15 protein-coding genes are annotated in these 18,608 nt (G+C 64.3%); 7 read left to right on the forward strand and 8 right to left on the reverse strand.

The genetic code is table 11. The annotated features are described in order from the left end of the window. Positions 1-40: 40 nt before the first annotated feature. Together hrpA and ABZO33_RS12150 are read left to right on the forward strand one after the other, a co-directional pair. Complete coding sequence (gene hrpA, locus ABZO33_RS12145) at positions 41-3,946, forward strand: ATP-dependent RNA helicase HrpA (protein WP_414536211.1); 3,906 nt, start codon at positions 41-43, stop codon at positions 3,944-3,946. 217 nt (positions 3,947-4,163) lie between these two features. Next, positions 4,164-5,285, forward strand: coding sequence for a beta-ketoacyl-ACP synthase III (locus ABZO33_RS12150; protein ID WP_414536212.1), 1,122 nt, complete (start codon positions 4,164-4,166; stop codon positions 5,283-5,285). A gap of 123 nt (positions 5,286-5,408) precedes the next feature. Here ABZO33_RS12150 and ABZO33_RS12155 read toward each other — a convergent pair whose 3' ends face one another. Continuing rightward, positions 5,409-6,653 (reverse strand): putative porin, encoded by a 1,245-nt coding sequence (locus ABZO33_RS12155; protein ID WP_046856651.1) that lies wholly within the window; start codon positions 6,651-6,653, stop codon positions 5,409-5,411. A gap of 238 nt (positions 6,654-6,891) precedes the next feature. Here ABZO33_RS12155 and ABZO33_RS12160 point away from each other — a divergent pair, with 238 nt between their 5' ends. Further along, positions 6,892-8,019, forward strand: a complete 1,128-nt coding sequence (locus tag ABZO33_RS12160; protein ID WP_414536213.1) for a GNAT family N-acetyltransferase — start codon at positions 6,892-6,894, stop codon at positions 8,017-8,019. A 77-nt stretch (positions 8,020-8,096) separates the two neighbouring features. On the opposite strand, the gene ABZO33_RS12165 is transcribed toward ABZO33_RS12160, so the two are convergent. Genes ABZO33_RS12165 through ABZO33_RS12180 form a run of 4 tightly spaced genes read right to left on the reverse strand, consistent with a single transcriptional unit; the run spans position 8,097 to position 12,281 of the window. Next, entirely contained in the window at positions 8,097-9,929 is a 1,833-nt protein-coding gene (locus ABZO33_RS12165; protein ID WP_414536214.1) for an ABC transporter ATP-binding protein, read from the reverse strand. Positions 9,930-9,980: 51 nt separating this feature from the next. Next, the gene (locus ABZO33_RS12170) at positions 9,981-10,538 is read right to left on the reverse strand and encodes a peptidylprolyl isomerase (RefSeq protein ID WP_414536215.1); all 558 of its coding nucleotides are present in this window, start codon (positions 10,536-10,538) and stop codon (positions 9,981-9,983) included. Continuing rightward, a complete protein-coding gene (locus ABZO33_RS12175) occupies positions 10,532-11,344 on the reverse strand; it encodes an alpha/beta fold hydrolase (protein WP_414536216.1) in 813 nt (270 codons plus the stop codon). Before ABZO33_RS12175 ends, ABZO33_RS12170 begins: the two co-directional genes overlap by 7 nt. A gap of 13 nt (positions 11,345-11,357) precedes the next feature. Then, the gene (locus tag ABZO33_RS12180) at positions 11,358-12,281 is read right to left on the reverse strand and encodes a LysR family transcriptional regulator (protein WP_028693074.1); all 924 of its coding nucleotides are present in this window, start codon (positions 12,279-12,281) and stop codon (positions 11,358-11,360) included. A 50-nt stretch (positions 12,282-12,331) separates the two neighbouring features. On the opposite strand from ABZO33_RS12180, the gene ABZO33_RS12185 reads away from it, so the two are divergent. The 4 genes from ABZO33_RS12185 to ABZO33_RS12200 all read left to right on the forward strand — a co-directional run bounded on the left by ABZO33_RS12185 (position 12,332) and on the right by ABZO33_RS12200 (position 15,569). Next, the gene (locus ABZO33_RS12185; protein ID WP_414536217.1) at positions 12,332-12,646 is read left to right on the forward strand and encodes a 3-phosphoglycerate kinase; all 315 of its coding nucleotides are present in this window, start codon (positions 12,332-12,334) and stop codon (positions 12,644-12,646) included. A 109-nt stretch (positions 12,647-12,755) separates the two neighbouring features. Beyond that, positions 12,756-13,355: an FMN-dependent NADH-azoreductase gene (locus ABZO33_RS12190; protein ID WP_414536218.1), complete on the forward strand. Its 600-nt coding sequence runs from the start codon at positions 12,756-12,758 to the stop codon at positions 13,353-13,355. Between the two features lie 282 nt (positions 13,356-13,637). Beyond that, positions 13,638-14,519: a carboxylate/amino acid/amine transporter gene (locus ABZO33_RS12195; protein WP_414536219.1), complete on the forward strand. Its 882-nt coding sequence runs from the start codon at positions 13,638-13,640 to the stop codon at positions 14,517-14,519. 165 nt (positions 14,520-14,684) lie between these two features. Beyond that, the gene (locus ABZO33_RS12200) at positions 14,685-15,569 is read left to right on the forward strand and encodes a LysR family transcriptional regulator (RefSeq protein ID WP_414536220.1); all 885 of its coding nucleotides are present in this window, start codon (positions 14,685-14,687) and stop codon (positions 15,567-15,569) included. A gap of 43 nt (positions 15,570-15,612) precedes the next feature. Here ABZO33_RS12200 and aepX read toward each other — a convergent pair whose 3' ends face one another. From aepX to ABZO33_RS12215, 3 genes are read right to left on the reverse strand one after another with little or no spacing between them, the layout of a single operon-like run. Further along, a complete protein-coding gene (gene aepX / locus ABZO33_RS12205; protein ID WP_414536221.1) occupies positions 15,613-16,503 on the reverse strand; it encodes a phosphoenolpyruvate mutase in 891 nt (296 codons plus the stop codon). Positions 16,504-16,529: 26 nt separating this feature from the next. Further along, on the reverse strand, positions 16,530-17,357 hold the full coding sequence (locus ABZO33_RS12210) for a hypothetical protein (protein WP_414536222.1): 828 nt from the start codon (positions 17,355-17,357) through the stop codon (positions 16,530-16,532). Positions 17,358-17,390: 33 nt separating this feature from the next. Then, positions 17,391-18,593 carry a pyridoxal phosphate-dependent aminotransferase gene (locus tag ABZO33_RS12215; RefSeq protein WP_414536223.1) on the reverse strand — a complete coding sequence of 401 codons (1,203 nt, stop codon included), beginning with the start codon at positions 18,591-18,593 and terminating at the stop codon, positions 17,391-17,393. Positions 18,594-18,608: the final 15 nt, after the last annotated feature.

Genomic DNA, 18,608 nt, shown 5'->3' on the forward strand with positions numbered 1-18,608 from the left:
CATGAAAAAGCAGCACTCGCCTGCATCATTAAAAAGCCCCATGACAGACCACGCCATCGACCAACTGCTGAAGAACCTCGACCACGCCATGATCGCCGACCGCCATCGGTTGCGTCGGCAATTGCACGAGCTGCGCAAGCGCCCCGACGAGGGCAAGCTCGCGCAGTGGGTGGAAAAGGTCCAGGCGTCTTGCGCCCAGGTCACCGCGCGCCAGCAGAGCGTGCCGAGCATTCGCTACGACGACAACCTGCCGATCGCCGCCAAGCGCGACGAGATCAAGAAGGCCCTGGCCGAGCACCAGGTGTTGGTGATCGCCGGCGAGACCGGTTCGGGCAAGACCACCCAGCTGCCGAAGATCTGCCTGGAGCTGGGCCGCGGCAGCCGCGGCCTGATCGCCCACACTCAGCCTCGGCGGATTGCTGCGCGCAGCGTAGCGGCGCGGGTCGCGGAGGAGCTGGGCACGCCGTTGGGGGCGCTGGTCGGTTACCAGGTGCGCTTCGAGGACCAGAGCGATTCGAACACCCTGGTCAAGCTGATGACCGACGGTATCCTGCTGGCCGAGACCCAGCACGACCGCTTCCTCGAACGCTACGACACGATCATCGTCGACGAGGCCCACGAGCGCAGCCTGAACATCGACTTCCTGCTCGGCTACCTCAAGACCCTGCTGCACCGCCGCCCGGAACTGAAGCTGATCATCACCTCGGCGACCATCGACCTGGAGCGCTTCTCCAAGCACTTCGACGGCGCGCCGATCATCGAGGTGTCCGGCCGTACCTACCCGGTGGAAACCTGGTACCGCCCGCTGACCAGCGAGCACGACGAGGAGGGCAACCAGGTCGAGGAAGACCTCTCGGTCGACCAGGCGATCCTCGCCAGCCTCGACGAGATCGCCCAGTACGAGCGCGGCCAGGGCAAGGGCCCGGGCGATGTGCTGGTGTTCCTGCCCGGCGAGCGCGAGATCCGCGACGCCGCCGAGATCCTGCGCAAGGCGCAGCTGCGCCACACCGAGATCCTGCCGCTGTATGCGCGGCTATCGCCGGCCGAGCAGCAGCGGATCTTCCAGACCCACAGCGGCCGGCGCGTGGTGCTGGCGACCAACGTCGCCGAGACTTCGCTGACGGTGCCGGGCATCCGCTATGTGATCGACAGCGGCACCGCGCGCATCAGCCGCTACAGCTACCGCGCCAAGGTCCAGCGCCTGCCCATCGAGGCGGTGTCCCAGGCCAGCGCCAACCAGCGTAAAGGCCGCTGTGGCCGGGTCGAGCCGGGTATCTGCATCCGCTTGTACAGCGAGGATGACTTCAACGGCCGGCCGGCGTTCACCGACCCGGAGATCCTGCGCACTAACCTGGCCGCGGTGATCCTGCAGATGCTGCACCTGCGCCTGGGCGCGATCGACGCCTTCCCGTTCATCGAGCCGCCGGATGGCAAGGCCATCAGCGACGGCTTCAACCTGTTGCAGGAGCTGTCGGCGGTCAATCGCGAGAATCAGCTGACGCCGCTGGGCCGCCAACTGGCACGCCTGCCGATCGACCCTCGTATGGGGCGCATGCTGCTCGAAGGTGCCCGCCAGGGCAGCCTGCAGGAAGTGCTGATCGTCGCCAGCGCACTGTCGGTGCAGGACCCGCGCGAGCGCCCGCCGGAGCGTCAGCAGGCCGCCGACCAGGCTCACGCGCAGTGGAAGGATGTCGATTCCGACTTCGCCGCGCTGGTCAACCTGTGGCGCGGTTTCGAGGAGCAGCGCCAGGCGCTGACCGCCAGCCCGCTGCGCAACTGGTGCCGCAAGAACTTCCTCAACTACTTGCGCCTGCGCGAATGGCGCGATGCCCACCGCCAGCTGGCGCTGATCTGTCGCGACCTGCAACTGACGATGAACAAAGATGCCTGCGACTACCAGCGTATGCACAAGGCGATTCTCAGCGGCCTGCTCAGCCAGATCGGCCAGAAGACCGAGGAGGGTGACTACCAGGGCGCGCGCCAGCGCCGTTTCTGGATTCATCCGTCCTCGGGCATCGGCCGCAAGCGCCCGCAGTGGGTGATGGCCGCGGAGCTGGTGGAGACTACCAAGCTGTACGCGCGCATGGTGGCCAAGATCGAGCCGGACTGGATCGAGCCGCTGGCCAGCCACCTGATCAAGAAGAACCACTTCGAACCGCACTGGGAGAAGAAGCGCGGCCAGGTGGTGGCCTACGAGCAGATCACCTTGTACGGGTTGATCCTGGTCGGACGCCGCCCGGTGCATTTCGGTCCGATCGACCCGGTCACTTCCCGCGAGCTGTTCATCCGCGATGGCCTGGTCGGCGGCGAGATCCAGTCCCGGGCCAAGTGCCTGGCGGCCAACAAGCGCCTGCTGGAACAGCTCGACGAACTGGAGGCCAAGGCCCGTCGGCGTGACATTCTGGCTGACGAAGAAACGCTGTACGACTTCTACGAAGCGCGCCTGCCCGCGGAGATCCACCAGACCGCGACCTTCGATGCCTGGTACCGGATGACCAGCCAGAAGGACGCCAACCTGCTGATCATGCGCGAGGAGGACGTACTGGCCCGCGAGGCCAGCGAGGTCACCGCGGCACAGTACCCGGACCACTTGCAGGTGGGCGAACTGCGCTTGTCGCTGAGCTACCACTTCGAACCGAACCACCCGCGTGACGGCGTGACCGTGCGGGTACCGGCGCCGTTGCTGCCGAATCTGCCGGGCGAGCGTCTGGAATGGCTGGTGCCAGGCTTGCTGGAGGCCAAGTGCATCGCCCTGGTGCGCAACCTGCCCAAGGCTCTGCGCAAGAACTTCGTGCCGGTGCCGGACTTCGTCAAGGCGGCACTGTCGCGCATGGTCTTCGGTCAGGGCGCGTTGCCCCAGGCACTGGGCCATGAGCTGCTGCGCATGACCGGGGCGCGGGTTTCCGACGAAGCCTGGGCGGAAGCGACCGCGCTGGTGGAAGGCCATCTGCGCATGAACATCGAAGTGGTCGATGCCCAGGGCAAGTTCCTCGGCGAAGGCCGCGATCTGGCCGAGCTGACCGCCCGCTTTGCCGCCGCCAGCCAGGCCGCCCTGGCCTTGCCGCGCAACGAGAAGACCGAACAGCCGGTGCAGGCCAAGGTATTCGAGCAAGTGGCGCAGACCGCCCAGCAGAAGATCGCCGGGCTGTCGATGACCGTGTACCCGGCACTGGTCGAGGACAACGGCACGGTGCGCGAGGGGCGGTTCTCGACCCAGGCCGAGGCCGAGTTCCAGCACCGACGTGCCCTGCAGCGCCTGTTGCTGCAACAGCTGGCCGAGCCGGCCAAGTTCCTGCGCGGCAAGCTGCCGGGGCTGACCGAATTGGGCCTGCTGTATCGCGAATTGGGCCGGGTCGAGGCACTGGTGGAGGATATCCTGTTGGCCAGCCTCGACAGTTGCGTGCTCGAAGGCGAAGATCCGCTGCCCCGTGATGGCGCCGCCCTGGCCTCGTTGGCCGAACGTAAGCGTGGCAATTGGAGCGAGCATGCCGAGCGCCTGGCGCGCCTGACCTTGGAGGTGCTCAAACTGTGGCATGGCTTGCAGAAGCGCTTCAAGGGCAAGATCGACCTGAGCCAGGCGGTGGCGCTCAACGATATCAAGCAGCAATTGGCCAACCTGGTGTATCCGGGCTTCGTGCGCGAGACACCGGGCACCTGGTTCAAGGAATTGCCGCGTTATCTCAAGGCGGTGGAACTGCGTCTGGAGAAGTTGGGCTCGCAGGTGCAGAAGGACCGGGTGTGGAGTGGCGAGCTGGCCAATTGCTGGGCGCAATACCAGGCCCGCGCCGACAAGCATGCCCAGGAAGGCAAGCGCGATGAGCAGTTGACCCTGTACCGCTGGCTGCTGGAGGAGTACCGGGTGTCGTTGTTTGCCCAGCAGTTGGGGACCAAGGTGCCGGTTTCCGACAAGCGACTGAGCAAGCAGTGGAGTCAGGTGGAAGCCTAACCGTTGCAACTTGTGGCAAACTTGACGGAATTTGGGCCGCTTTGCGGCCCATCGCGGGTCAAGCCCGCTCCCACAGGGGACGCATTGAACTGAGGGAGCTGGCTTGCCAGCGTTCGAGGGCGCAGCCCTCGTCTGTGAATTGGTACCAAGGTGCCATTATGTTGCCCTTTTTCCGGCCTGCGCCGCCTGGCGATGGCCTTTGACCAGAGGAACGACCGTGCACAACGTCGTCATCAGCGGCACCGGCCTGTACACCCCGGCCCAGAGCATTTCCAACGAAGAACTGGTGGAGTCCTTCAACGCCTGGGCACAGCGTTTCAACCGTGACAACGCCGCCGCCATCGAGCGTGGCGAGGTCGAGGCGGCGCCGCTGTCCGACGCCGCCTTCATCGAAAAGGCCTCGGGTATCAAGAGCCGCTTCGTCATGGACAAGGCCGGCATTCTCGACCCGCAGCGCATGAAACCGCGCCTGCCCGAGCGCGCCAACGACGAGCAATCGATCCTCTGCGAGATGGGCGTGGCCGCCGCCCGCCAGGCCCTGGAGCGTGCCGGCCGCACCGCCGCCGATGTCGACGGGGTGATCGTCGCCTGCTCCAACCTGCAGCGACCATACCCGGCCATTGCCATCGAAGTGCAGCAGGCCCTCGGCATCGAAGGCTTCGCCTTCGACATGAACGTGGCCTGCTCGTCGGCCACTTTCGGTATCCAGACCGCCGCCAACAGCGTACAGCTGGGTCAGTCGCGTGCCGTGCTGGTGGTCAGCCCGGAAATCTGCACCGGCCACCTGAACTTCCGCGACCGCGACAGCCACTTCATTTTCGGTGACGCCGCCACCGCGGTACTGATCGAGCGTGCCGACCTGGCCACCTCCGCGCACCAGTTCGATATCGTCAGCACCAAGCTGTGGACCGCGTTCTCCAATAACATCCGCAACAACTTCGGCTTCCTCAACCGCGCCGCGGAAGAGGGCATCGGCGCGCGCGACAAGCTGTTCGTGCAGGAAGGCCGCAAGGTATTCAAGGAAGTCTGCCCGAAGGTCGCCGAGCTGATCGGCCAGCACCTGGATGAAAACGGCCAGCAGCCGAGCGACGTCCAGCGCTTCTGGCTGCACCAGGCCAACCTGAGCATGAACCACTTGATCGTCAAGAAGCTGCTGGGCCGGGAAGTGGACGAGCAAGAGGCCCCGGTGATTCTCGACCGTTATGCCAACACCAGTTCGGCAGGGTCGGTGATCGCCTTCCACCTGTACCAGGATGACCTGGCCAAGGGCTCGCTTGGCGTACTGAGCTCGTTCGGTGCGGGTTATTCGATTGGCAGCGTGATCCTGCGCAAGCATTGATGCTTGCCCAACTCGTGGGAGCGGGCTTGCCCCGCGCCCACGTTCTTTGCAGGTAAAAAAAGCGGGAAATGCTGGATGGGGTCAGCATTTCCCGCTTCAGGGTGGAGCAAAGGAGCCTGGTGCTTAGAACTTCGCTTCCAGATCCACCTGCAGGGTGTCTACGTCAGCATCGCTGTTCGGCAGGTTGGAGAAGTCGGTCTTGGCCATCAGGTAGGCCGCGCCCAGCGAGAAGTTCTTGTCGATCTCGTAGCCGACCTTGAACTTGTGGCCACGCGAGCCGGTGAAGCCGTTGCCGAAGTCGGAGTCGGTGAAGGCACTGACCACTGCGTTACGCTGCACGTCGCGGTAGTTGTAGTCCAGGCTCCAGGCGCCGACCTTGGTCTTCAAACCGGCCAGCCAGGCCTTGTCCTTGCCATCGGTGCTTTCGGTGTTCTTGACGAACTGGCCATAGGCCGAGAGCGGGATGGCAAAGCCGGTGAAGTCCACCTGGCCGAAGCCTTCCACCAGGTTGAACTCGTTGGTAGTGTTGCCCAGGGCACGCAGGACGGTCGACTCCTTGTCGTTGTCGTAGCCGTAGATGCTGCCGCCCACGGTGAACTTGAGGGTGTCGGCCGCGTTGAACTTGGCGCCCAGCTGGCCGTGGTACAGCTGCGCGTCGTGCTTGAACTGCACGCCGTCGCCGTCGACGTTGTCCTTGAGGGTGTAGTGGCCGGCACTGCCGAACAGTTCGGTGGCGCCCAGGTTGGTCTTGTAGGTGACCGCAACGCCTTCGGGGTTGATGTCGCTGTCCCAGATGATGTCGCCCATGCTCACCCATGGCTGGGCCATCTTGCCGCCGATCAGGTGCAGGTTGGGGATGGCGGTTGGGTGCCAGTCGAGGTAGGCCAGGTCGACCCACAGCGATTTCTTCTCGAAGTAGTTGTCCAGGCTCTGGTTGGTCGAGCGGGCATCGGCGCTGCTGCCGGTGGCCACGCGCACGCCGGCATCCACCTGCGGGTTGATCTCGCTGTAGAAGCCGACACGGGCGCGGACGCGCTCACGGTCCTGGTTGCCACTGCGCGAGATCGGGTTGTCGACGTTGACGTCTTCGTAACGCAGGCGCACATCACCCTTGATCTGGGTCTTGGCGGCCCACGCCACTTTCTGTTCGAACGAGCTCATGCGCTCGGACTGGGCTTTCTGGTCGGCCTTTTCCTTGGTTTCCTTTGCCAGGTCGCCCTGCAGTTCGTTGTACTGCGCCTGGTTGATCGAGCCATTGGCGCGGAGCATTTCGAGCAGCTTGGCGTCGACAGCAGCACTGGCCGGAGTACTCAGAGCCAGCATCATGCCGGTGAGGCTCACTCCGGTAAGTGTAGAAACAAGACGCATAAGGTTCTCCCTGTTGGAAAAAGTGGGGAGGCTCGAGCGCCCGCCCCCAAGTTGGCATGTCTTCGGAAAGGCCTGACTAGACAGGTTCTGGGGTTCCGGAAAACAGGCGCAAGTATTGCGGGGGCGAATGACAGAATAATGTCTAAACAGTGGCACTGTTGTTAAGTAAAGCGGCCGTCATTTGAGTGTCAGGGTCGACTTGGCAATACTGGCACTCTCTTTTCAGCGAGTCGGAAACGTGATCAGCCTCCACAGCCTTGCCCACCTGCGCGACCTGCCGGCGACCACCTGGGACGCCATGGTGCCCGGCGCCCAGCCGTTTCTGCGCCATGCCTTCCTCACGGCCATGGAGGACAGTGGCAGCGTGGTGCCTGACACTGGCTGGGCCGCCGAACACCTGGTGCTGGAACGCGACGGTGAGGTGCGTGCGCTGCTGCCGGCGTACCGCAAGTGGCATTCGTTCGGCGAGTACGTGTTCGATCATGGCTGGGCCGATGCCTGCGAGCGCGCAGGTATCGCCTACTACCCCAAGCTGCTGGGTGCCGTACCGTTCAGTCCGGTGAGCGGCCCACGCCTGTTGGCCGCCGACCCGAGCGATGGCCTGTTGCTGTTGCAGGCCATCCCCGAGTACCTGGACAAGGGCGGACTGTCGGGTGCGCATATCAACTTCACCGACACTGCGCTGGATGAGGCCCTTGCCGGTCTGCCAGGCTGGATGGAGCGCCTGGGTTGCCAGTTCCATTGGCGCAATCGGGGTTATCGGGACTTCCAGGACTTTCTCGACACCCTCAGCTCACGCAAGCGCAAGCAGATGCGCAAGGAGCGCGAACAGGTGGCTGGGCAGGGGATTGATTTCGCCTGGTACCGGGGCGACGAGCTGAGCGAGGCGCAGTGGGATTTTGTCTATCTGTGTTACGCCAACACCTACGCCGTGCGCCGACGCTCGCCATACCTGACCCGTGAATTCTTCAGCCTGGTGGCCGAGCGTATGCCCGAGGCGATTCGCGTGGTGATTGCCCGGCAGCAAGGGCGCGAGGTGGCCATGGCTTTCAGCCTGGTGGGAGGCGACAGCCTGTATGGCCGCTACTGGGGTTGCCTGGACGAATTCGACCGCCTGCATTTCGAGACCTGTTTCTACCAGGGCATGGACTTCGCGATCGGCGAAGGCCTGCAGCGCTTCGATGCCGGCGCCCAGGGCGAGCACAAGCTGATTCGTGGCTTCGAGCCAGTAATCACGCGGTCGTGGCATTACCTACTGCATCCAGGGTTGCGCCGGGCGGTCGCGGACTTCCTGCACCAGGAGCGCGAAGGGGTGATGGCCTACGCCGAGGAGGCGCGGGGGATGTTGCCGTATCGCCAGGGCTGATTGCCCTTCCACAAGAAATCGGGGGCGTGGGAGCGGGCTTGCCCCGCGATAGCGTCCGCCCCCCCATCAGACCGGTTTCAATCGACGCCGACGAACCCCCCGGTCTGGTGATGCCACAACCGCGCATACAACCCGCGGTGTGCCAGCAGTTCGGCGTGGCTGCCACTCTCGACGATATGACCCTTGTCCAGCACGATCAGCCGGTCCATACGGGCGATGGTCGACAGCCGGTGGGCGATGGCGATCACCGTCTTGCCCTGCATCAGCGTCTCCAGGCTCTCCTGGATCGCCGCTTCGACCTCCGAATCCAGCGCCGAGGTCGCCTCGTCCATGATCAGGATCGGCGCGTTCTTCAGCAGCACCCGGGCGATGGCGATGCGCTGGCGCTGGCCGCCGGAGAGCTTCACGCCGCGCTCGCCGACATGGGCGTCAAAGCCCGTACGGCCCTGGGCATCGGACAACTGCGGGATGAACTCGTCGGCCCGTGCCCTGCGTACAGCCTCCCAGACTTCCTCGTCACTGGCATCCGGCCGGCCGTACAGCAGGTTGTCGCGGATCGAGCGGTGCAGCAGCGAAGTGTCCTGGGTGATCATGCCGATCTGTGCGCGCAGGCTGGCCTGGTTGACCTCGGCGATATCCTGACCATCGATGAGGATACGCCCGCTGTCGATGTCGTACAGGCGCAGCAGCAGGTTGACCAGGGTCGACTTGCCGGCACCTGACGGGCCGATCAGGCCGATCTTCTCGCCGGGGCGGATATCCAGGTTCAAGGCATCGATCACCTTGCCGCCCTTGCCGTAGTGGAAGTCGACATGGTCGAAGCGCACCGCGCCGCGGCTGACCTTGAGCGCCGGGGCCTGGGGTTTGTCGCTGACGCTGACCGGCTGGGCGATGGTCTGCAGGCCGTCCTGGACCATGCCGATGTTCTCGAAGATGCCGTTGACCACCCACATGATCCAGCCGGACATGTTGACGATGCGGATCACCAGGCCGGTGGCCAGGGCGATGGCACCGACGCTGATCAGCGACTGGCTCCACAGCCACAGGGCAAGGCCAGTGGTTGCGACCACCAGCAGGCCGTTCAGCGAAGTGATGACCACGTCCATGCTGGTGATCACCCGCGAGGCCAGCTGGGTCTTTTCGGTCTGTTCGCTGATCGCCTCGCGGGCGTACTGTTGCTCGTGGTCGGTATGTGCGAACAACTTGAGCGTGGCGATGTTGGTGTAGCCGTCGACGATGCGCCCCATGAGTTTGGAGCGGGCGTCGGAGGAGATCACCGAGCGTTCCTTCACCCGTGGCACGAAGTAGTACAACGCGGCGATGTAGCCGGCGATCCACACCAGCAGCGGCAGCATCAGCCGCCAGTCGGCCTCGGCGAACAACACCAGCGAGCTGATGGCATAGATCAGCACATGCCACAGCGCGTCCACCGCCTGCACCGCCGAGTCGCGCAGGGAATTGCCGGTTTGCATGATGCGCTGGGCGATGCGCCCGGCGAAGTCGCTCTGGAAGAAGTTCAGGCTCTGCTTGAGCACATAGTTGTGGTTCTGCCAGCGGATCAGGCTGGTCATGCCCGGGCTGATGGTCTGGTGCACCAGCAGGTCGTGCAGGCCAAAGAACACCGGCCGCAGCACCAGCACCACCACCAGCATCCAGATCAGCTCGCCGCTGTGCTCGCTGAAGAAGTTGGCGTTGGGCGTGCCCTGGGCCAGGTCGATGATCCGGCTCAGGTAGCTGAATAGCGCCACCTCGATCAGCGAGGCGACCAGGCCGACGATCAGCAGGGCAACGAAACTCGGCCACACCTGGCGCAGGTAATAGAGATAGAAGGGCCAGACCTTGCCGGGAGGCGCCTCGCTGGGCGCCTCGCGGAAGATGTCGATCAACTGCTCGAAACGACGGTACAGCATGGGTGACGACACTCCTGTTCGACCCGACTCACGTCCCTGTGCGGCGCGGGATCAATCGATGCGTTTGGCCGACTTGATGTAGACCGGATCCGCTGGCACATCGCGCATGCCTTTTTTGACGGTGGTCGGCGAGTTGACGATCTGGTCGACCACCTCCATGCCCTTGGTGACCTTGCCGAACACCGCGTAGCCACGGTCGCGGCCCGGGTTGAGGAAGGCGTTGTCGGCAACGTTGATGAAGAACTGGCTGGTGGCCGAGTTCGGGTCCGAGGTGCGGGCCATGGACAAGGTGCCACGGGTATTCTCCAGACCGTTGCTCGCCTCGTTGCGGATTGGATCCTTCGTCTGCTTCTGCTCCATCTGGGCGGTGAAGCCGCCGCCCTGGACCATGAAGCCCGGGATCACGCGGTGAAAGATGGTGTTGTTGTAGAAGCCGCTGTCCACGTACTGGAGGAAGTTCTTGGTGCTGAGCGGCGCTTTTTCTGCGTTCAGCTCGATCTCGATCTTGCCGAAGCTGGTGACCAGCTCAACGTGCGGGGTCTTGTCGGAGGCCATGACGCTGGTGGCGAAGGCGACCGAGCAGGCGGTGAGCAGAAGTTTTTTCAGCATGGGCTCAAAGATCCTTGAGAGGTGGAAGCGGCTGCGAGGAACTGCAGCAGGGTACGGTTGAAGACTTCGGGTTGATCCAGGGGCGTAGCGTGCCGCGAATCGTCGATGACCGCCAGCCTGGCGTTGGGCATCAGGGCGACGTAACGCTCCTTCAGTTGTATCGGTGTGTAATCGTGGTCAGCGGCGACCACCAGGGTGGGACAGCGGATCTGGCCGATGCGTTCCTGCACGCCCCAGTCGACGATGGCGTCGAAGCTTCTCAGATACGCGCGCTTGTCGTTGCGCGCCCAGCGCTCGGCCATCTTGCGCCGTAGTTCGGCCTGCTCCGGCTTGGGGAACAGCCGCACGGCCAGGCCCTTGCCGACGGTCTCGACGCTGAGCAGGCGTGCCAGGCCCCAGCGCTTGAGCCACCAGATCCAGTCGCTGCGGGTGCGGCGCTTGACCTCGGGGGCGCTGTTGACGATGCACAGGCTGCGCAGCCACTCGGGGTGGTCGACGGCGAACTGGAAGCCGACCATACCGCCCATGGACAGGCCGACGAAGTGCACCGGGCCGGTGTCCAGTTGACGGAGCAGGGCCAGGAGATCCTCGCTGAAGGTCTTTATCTGGTAGCCCGAGCGAGGCTTGGACGATTGCCCGTGGCCGCGGATGTCCATGAGGATTACCCGGTACTGGCGGCTGAGCTCGGGCACCTGCAGTTCCCAGTCCTGGCTGCTCGAGCCCAGCCCGTGCAGCAGCACCAGGGGTTCGCCCTGGCCGTGTTCCTCGTAATGCAGCAGGCATCCGTTGTGTTCGAAACAGGCCATGGGCGCGGTCCTCTCAGGCTTGCGGGGGGGCTGCGAAGGGCACGTCCAGCGGCGCGGTGTCGAAGTTGCGCAGCAGTTCGATGAGGATCTGCGTGGCCGGGCCCAGGGTCTTTTCCTTGCTCGAGTAAAGGTAGAACAGTGGATGGCGGCTGCCACCCTGATCCAGCGGCAGGGGCTTGAGCACGCCTTCGCGCAGCTCGCGCTCGATCATGTGCCGGGGCAGCCAGGCAAAGCCCAGGCCGCTGCCGACAAAGGTCGCCGCGGTGCCCAGGCTGCCCACCGTCCAGCGCTGCTCGGCGCCGAGCCAGCCGACATCGCGCGGCTGGGCTCGACCGGAGTCGCGGATCACCACCTGCAGCTGGCTTTCCAGGTCCTGGAAGGTGATCTCGCGGCCCATGCGGTGCAGGGCATGCTCGGGGTGGGCGACGGCGATGAATTCCACCGGGCTCAGTTCGGTGCCCAGGTAACCGCCGATGTTGAAGCTGCTGATGGCAAGGTCGGCGATGCCTTCGTGCAGCACCTCCTCGACCCCGGACAGCACCTCTTCGCGCAGGCGCACCCGGCAGCCGCGGCTCTGCGGCATGAACGCTGCCAGGGCGCGCACCAAACGGGCACTGGGGTAGGCGGCGTCGACCACCAGGCGCACCTCGGCTTCCCAACCCTGCTCCATGTGATGGGCCAGGTCTTCCAGCTGGCTGGCCTGCTTGACCAGTTGCCGCGAACGGCGCAGCAGCACGCTGCCGGCCTCGGTCAGCACCGCCTTGCGCCCATCGATGCGCAGCAGCGGCACGCCCAACTGCTCCTGCATCCGCGCCACGGTGTAGCTCACCGACGACTGCGAGCGATGCAGGGCCTCGGCGGCCTGGGCGAACCCGCCATGGTCGACCACCGCCTGCAGGGTCCGCCACTGATCCAGGGTTACGCGCGGCGCTTTCATCTATGGCTCCTGTTGTCCTAAGCTGCGCTCTTCCCAAGGAGAGCGCCCGTATGAAGAAATGTTGTGCGGCTTTGCTGTTGTGCCTGCCCCTCGGGGCCATGGCTTACCCGATCGACGTGGAGAAGGAGCTGACCGGGGTCAAGGTCGACTACACCGCCTACGACACTGCCTACGACATCGGCTCGATCAGCCTGAACAACTATGGGCAGGTCCCGGCCGCATGCAAGGTTACCTTCCGCAACGGCCCCGAGGCGCCACGGGTGCGCCGGGTCAATGTGCCGGCAGGCCGGAGCGTGGATGTCACCGCCAAGTTCAACCGGCAGATCATCAGGCTACGCATTGCCCTGGACTGCAAAGCGGAATAAACGGATAAATCGATAGGTTGATCCCACTTTTTACGCTTTTTTATCGATAGGTCAACCACTAATCTCACCTCCATCGAATCGCCACCCCTTACCGCCGATGGAGGCATCCATGTCCCGCGTACTCATCATCGAAAGCAGCGCCCGCCAGCAGGATTCCGTTTCTCGCCAATTGACCCTGGACTTTATCCAGCAATGGCAAGCGGCGCATCCGGCCGACGAGATCACGGTGCGTGATTTGGCGGTGAACCCCGTGCCGCACCTGGACGCCAACCTGCTCGGCGGCTGGATGAAACCCGAAGAGCAGCGCAGCGCCGCCGAGCGTGATGCTCTCGAGCGCTCCAACGCGCTGACCGACGAGCTGCTGGCCGCCGATGTGCTGGTAATGGCCGCGCCGATGTACAACTTCACCATCCCCAGTACCCTCAAAGCCTGGCTGGACCACGTGCTGCGCGCCGGCATCACCTTCAAGTACACCCCGACCGGGCCGCAGGGGCTGCTCAACGGCAAGCGCGCCATCGTCCTGACCGCCCGTGGCGGCATCCATGCCGGTGCCAGCAGCGACCACCAGGAACCCTACCTGCGCCAGGTGATGGCCTTCATCGGTATCCACGATGTGGACTTCATCCATGCCGAAGGCCTGAACATGAGCGGCGAGTTCCACGAGAAAGGCCTGAACCAGGCCAAGGCCAGATTGGCCGCGGTGGCCTGAGCCGCGACGAATTCCCAACCCTGACACCTTGTTGCTCCTTTGGGTGTACCTGCCCGGCCAGTTCATGGCCGGGTTTTTTTTGCTCGCAGAAAGTGCGCATCCGGTGCTGGCGTGATCGCCGACAAGCCAGCTCATGGATGTAGCGCAGTTCTTGAGAATTGCGCGGTCGGTGTGGGAGCTGGCTTGCCGGCGATGGGCTGCGCAGCAGCCCCACAATACTCATGGTTGAACTGGCCTGACCCAAACCGCTAAGGTCCCCGCCTTGATCCACGAGGGCCAACCATGGGCTACCTGATAATCGTCGCGCTGATCCAGGCGTACTCCTTCAACCTGATCGGCGAATACCTGGCTGGCCATGTCGACAGCTATTTCGCCGTGCTGGCCAGAGTGCTGCTGGCCGGCCTGGTGTTCCTGCCGCTGACCCGCTGGCGCCAGGTCGAACCGCGCTTCATGCGTTCGATGCTGCTGATCGGCGCGCTGCAATACGGCATCACCTATGTTTGCCTGTACCTCAGCTTCCGCGTGCTGACGGTGCCGGAGGTGCTGCTGTTCACCATCCTCACCCCGCTGCATGTCACCTTGATCGAGGATGCCCTGAACCGCCGTTTCAACCCCTGGGCATTGCTCGCGGCCCTGGTGGCGGTGGCCGGCGCGGCGGTGATCCGCTTCGACACGGTCACCGGCGAGTTCTTCATCGGTTTCCTGCTGCTGCAGCTGGCCAACTTCACCTACGCCGCCGGGCAGGTGCTGTACCGCCATCTGGTGGCCCGCCACCCCAGCGACCTGCCGCACTACCGCCGGTTCGGCTATTTCTACCTGGGCGCGCTGCTGGTGGTACTGCCGGCATTTCTGCTGTTCGGCAATGCCCAGCACCTGCCGAGCACCGACACCCAGTGGCTGGTGCTGCTGTTCCTCGGCCTGTGCCCGACGGCGCTGGGGTTGTACTGGTGGAACAAGGGCGCCTGCCTGGTCTCCGGCGGCACCCTGGCGGTGATGAACAACTTGCATGTGCCGGTGGGGTTACTGCTCAACCTGCTGATCTGGAACCAGGACGAACCGCTGGGGCGCCTGGCCATTGGCGGTACGGTGATCCTGGCGTCGGTCTGGTTGAGCCGCTTGGGCGGTCCGCGTGCAGGGCTGCCGGGGGCCGCCTCGTCGCGCTGAAGTATCAGCACGAGAAGAAGGCGCCAGCATGGGCGCCTTCGTCATTCACGGGGGCAATACCAAGGCAGGCTTTGCCTGGCCGATGGTGGCAGGCAAGATGGATGCAGGCGGCTCAAGATCGCCCGTTCCGACAATGGATTTGCCTGACACTACAAGGAAGAGACCGTGAACCTTGACCTTACCGACCTGAAACTGTTCATCAAGATCGCCGAATCCCCCAGCCTGACCCAGGGCGCCAAGCGTGCATGCCTCTCGCCAGGGGCCGCCAGCATGCGCATCAAATCGATGGAAACCGAGCTTGGCGAAGGGCTTTTTCATCGCCAGCACAAAGGGCTGGTGCTGACCCTGGCAGGTCAGCGGTTGTTGATCCATGCCCGCAAGATCCTGCGCCAGCTCGAAGTGCTCAAGGCCGAATTCGACCACCGCGAGGAGGCTGACGAAGCAAGCATGCGTATGTATGTCGCAGGCTTCAGCGCATTCGAGTCGACCCAGCGCCGGCTGGTACGCTACCTCGCCGATCACGCCAATGTCGCGATCGACCTGCAGCAACGCACGGCCGGGGATATCGTGCGCGGCATTCGCGAGGGGGCCGTTGACATGGGCGTGGTGGTCGGCAGCGAGCCTGTGGAGGGTTGCGCCTCGATCGCCCTGCCGGTGCTCAACTATGTGGCGGTGCTGCCCAGGCATCACGCATTGGCCGCCAGCGCCTCATTGCGCCTGGGCGATGTGCTGCGCCACCCGCAGGTCGGGTTGGCGACCGACAGTGCACTGTGCCGTCTGATCGAGCAGCAGGCCGAAATCGATGGCGTAGCGGCCCTGTTCAGGATCAAGGTGTCCGGCGCCGAGTCGCTATGCCGGATGATTGCCGAAGGGGTCGGTATCGGTATCGCGCCGGATGTGGCGGTGCAGCCTTATCTCGATGGGGGCGGCCTGGTGGCCCGACGCCTCGATGAAACCTGGGCGCGCCAGCAGCACATGATGCTGGTCAGGCATTTCGAGCGCATGCCGCGGCATGTCACCGAACTGGTTTCCTACCTGAGCGCCGCCTGAGCAAACCAGGAAAAGGGGCCGCGTTGCGGCCCCCATGGGGTGGTCATCGTGTGCCGGGCACCAGGCTGAGGATTTCATCGATGGGCATGCAGGCCGGCTCGATCTCATAGGCCCGGTCGTGCTCGAGGATGCTGGTGGCGACCTGGCGCATGGCCGAGTAGGCGCCGCGCAGCATGTGGTTGGCGTAGATCACCGCATTGAAACCGGCATCGGCCAGGCACGAGAAGGTCAGTTGCGGGTAGCTGGTCGGCACGCAGACCAGAGGTATGTGCGGGTGGGTCTGCTTGAAGCAGCGGGCGAATTCGAGGATCTCCTCGCCCGTGCTCTTGCGGCTATGGATCATGATTCCGTCGGCGCCGGCCTCGGTGTAGGCCCGACAGCGTGCGAGGGCGTCGTCCAGGCCTTTTTCCAGGATCAGGCTCTCGCAGCGGGCGAAGATCATCATCGAGCCACCCAGGCGATGGTGGGTGCCGACCCTGATCTTGTCGCAGAAGTGCTCCACGGTTTCCTGTTCCTGATGCACGCTCAGGCCCAGTAACGAGTTCTTCTTCAGCCCGCATTTGTCTTCGATGACGATCGCCGACACCCCGGCGCGGGCCAGCCACTGCACATGGATGGCTAAATGCTCGATCTTGCCGCCGGTGTCGGCGTCGTAGATAAGCGGCAGGTCGCAGACCGCGAGGATTTCGTTCAGCCGTTCCAGGCGGTCGCTGGGTGAGAGGATCTCGATGTCCGGCAGGCAACGCTGGGTCGAGTCGGTCAGCGAGCTGGACCAGATGGCATCGTAGCCCAGGCTGGTGTCGCCGGCGCCGAGGCGCACGCTCTTGGCCAGCATGGCCGAGATCGGGCTGTGTGCCTCGAGTACCCGCAGGCAGGTCTTTTCACTGAACAACTGGCGCAGGTCGATGCGTGCGTCACGCTTGATCACGTTCATATGCCTCATCCCTGTTGTGAGGTGTTTCAGGCAGCGAGCACCGACTCCATCTTGTTCAGGTGCTCGCAGGCTCTTTTCACGTATTCGCAGGACAGCGCCTCGATGCGCGCGTGGTCCAGTGCCTGGCGGGTGGCGCGGCAATAGAGTTCGAGGGCGCTGGTGGCATGGAAGAAATGCTGCGCCTCGACCGCGCCGCAATGCACGCTGAGGAACGAGGCGATGCGATGCGCCTCGCCCGGCGTCTTGCCTTGCGCCTCCTTGAGCCAGCTCTTCCACAGGGGCGTCATCACGTTGTACTCCCCGGTGTTGAACAACTCGGTCATCGCCATCATCTCGATGGCCTCGACCAGTTGTGGGGCGAGCGGCCGCTTGCTGCCCACCCAGGCGGAGAATTCCTTGGTCACCGGGTTCAGGTGGCGGTCCTGTAGGCGCCAGTCCTCCGAGCCGCAGATAGCGGTGGCCATTCGCGCATACAGCTTGGAGTGGTGCGGGTGACCGTGCATCTCGCCCAGGCCGATGTCCTCGACGATGATCTCGCCGCAGTGACGGGCGGCGTCCAGCAACAGCAATCGGGCCTGGGGATCGTCGATGGCCTCGGACTCCTGCAGCAAGCGTACGATGATGCTTGAAACCGCATGGGCGGCACCGTCCGGGCTACGCCAGCCACAGAAGAAGGTGCACAGGCTTTCCCTTGACCAGGGTTTGGCGGTGATGCGCTGGTAGGTGTCGAGGTAACCCTCCAGCAGGTCGGCGTGCACCTCGAAGCCTTTTTTCAGGGCGCTGGCCAGCCGTTTGTCCTGCACATCGGTCAGGGCCTGGTCGACGAATGACAGCATGAAATCCGTTTTCTTCATGTCATGTTCTCGCGGGTGGTGGAAAGTCCGGGGTCAGGCAAGCGTTGCGATAAAGTCGGTGAAGCGGCCCAAGCCCTCCTCGAGGTCCTGCGGGCTTACCGAGTAGGACAACCGCACGGCGCCCGGGTCGCCATTGCTGCAGCCTGGCACCAGGGCGATGCGCGCCTCGGTCAGCAACAGCTCGCAGAGGTGGCTGGCGTCGCGGATCGCCTCGCCCTGGTAGCGCTTGCCGAGCAGGCGGGTGATATTCAGGTAGAGGTAGAACGCCCCCTGCGGTGGCGAAAAGCGGATGCCCTCAAGCTTGCCAAGCAGCGCCGTGGCGATAGCCAGCTGCCGATCGAGCTGGGCATTGACCTCGGCACCGAACTGCCGCGCGCCGTCGCCATCCAGTGCGTTGAGCGCCGCGTACTGAGCCAGGCTGCTGGGATTGGAGGTGGTGTGGGCCTGCAAGTTGTGCATGGCCGTGACCACCGCCTTCGGCGCACAGGCATATCCAAGGCGCCAGCCAGTGACCGCCTGGCTCTTGGAGAACGAGTCGATGATGATGGTCGAGGCCTTGAGCTCGGGCAGCAGCGCGACCAGGTTGTGGTGTTGCTGGCCATTGCGCAGCAGGCTGCGGTAGCACTCGTCGAAGATCACCCAGAGCTTGTGTTCCAGGGCCAGCTTACCGATGGCGAGCAGTTCCCGCGGGTCATAGACCACCCCGGTGGGGTTATTGGGAGTGTTGATGATGATCGCTTTGCTGCGCGGCGACACGGCGGCCTTGACCGCCGCGCCGCGCAGGCTGTGGTTGTCGCCTTTGGTATCGACGAACACCGGACGGGCGCCGGCCAGTTCGACCTGGGTGGGAAAGGTTTCCCAGTAGGGACGCGGGATGATCACTTCGTCGCCCGGATCGAGCAGCACCATCGCGCTGTTGAACAGCGCTTGCTTGGCACCGCTGGACACCGCGATCTCATCGGCGCCGTAGTCGACGCCCAGGCGTTGGCTGACGCTGCTGGCCAGGGCCTGGCGCAGCCGCGGATTGCCCAATGGCGGGGTGTAGCGGTTCCACTGTTCGTGGACCGCCGCGATGGCGCCATGACGCATGTCTGGAGCGGCGTCGCTGGACAGCTCGCCGGCGGCGAAGTTGATCACCTTGATGCCGGCATCACGCAGGGCGTTGGCCTTGCTGCGCATGCTCGAGGTGCCGGGCGCGCTGATACGCGCGGATCGTTGCGACAGTCCGTTGCTCATGGTTCACGTCCTTGT

This window comes from Pseudomonas sp. CAM1A (genome assembly GCF_047501685.1).
GTDB lineage: Bacteria > Pseudomonadota > Gammaproteobacteria > Pseudomonadales > Pseudomonadaceae > Aquipseudomonas.

Bases quoted from the DNA above. Each gene is read 5' to 3' on its own strand.
- hrpA (WP_414536211.1), top strand. From the start codon at position 41: ATGACAGACCACGCCATCGACCAACTGCTGAAGAACCTCGACCACGCC.
- ABZO33_RS12155 (WP_046856651.1), bottom strand. From the start codon at position 6,653: ATGCGTCTTGTTTCTACACTTACCGGAGTGAGCCTCACCGGCATGATG.
- ABZO33_RS12165 (WP_414536214.1), bottom strand. From the start codon at position 9,929: ATGCTGTACCGTCGTTTCGAGCAGTTGATCGACATCTTCCGCGAGGCG.
- ABZO33_RS12170 (WP_414536215.1), bottom strand. From the start codon at position 10,538: ATGCTGAAAAAACTTCTGCTCACCGCCTGCTCGGTCGCCTTCGCCACC.
- ABZO33_RS12175 (WP_414536216.1), bottom strand. From the start codon at position 11,344: ATGGCCTGTTTCGAACACAACGGATGCCTGCTGCATTACGAGGAACAC.
- ABZO33_RS12180 (WP_028693074.1), bottom strand. From the start codon at position 12,281: ATGAAAGCGCCGCGCGTAACCCTGGATCAGTGGCGGACCCTGCAGGCG.
- ABZO33_RS12185 (WP_414536217.1), top strand. From the start codon at position 12,332: ATGAAGAAATGTTGTGCGGCTTTGCTGTTGTGCCTGCCCCTCGGGGCC.
- ABZO33_RS12190 (WP_414536218.1), top strand. From the start codon at position 12,756: ATGTCCCGCGTACTCATCATCGAAAGCAGCGCCCGCCAGCAGGATTCC.
- ABZO33_RS12195 (WP_414536219.1), top strand. From the start codon at position 13,638: ATGGGCTACCTGATAATCGTCGCGCTGATCCAGGCGTACTCCTTCAAC.
- aepX (WP_414536221.1), bottom strand. From the start codon at position 16,503: ATGAACGTGATCAAGCGTGACGCACGCATCGACCTGCGCCAGTTGTTC.
- ABZO33_RS12210 (WP_414536222.1), bottom strand. From the start codon at position 17,357: ATGAAGAAAACGGATTTCATGCTGTCATTCGTCGACCAGGCCCTGACC.
- ABZO33_RS12215 (WP_414536223.1), bottom strand. From the start codon at position 18,593: ATGAGCAACGGACTGTCGCAACGATCCGCGCGTATCAGCGCGCCCGGC.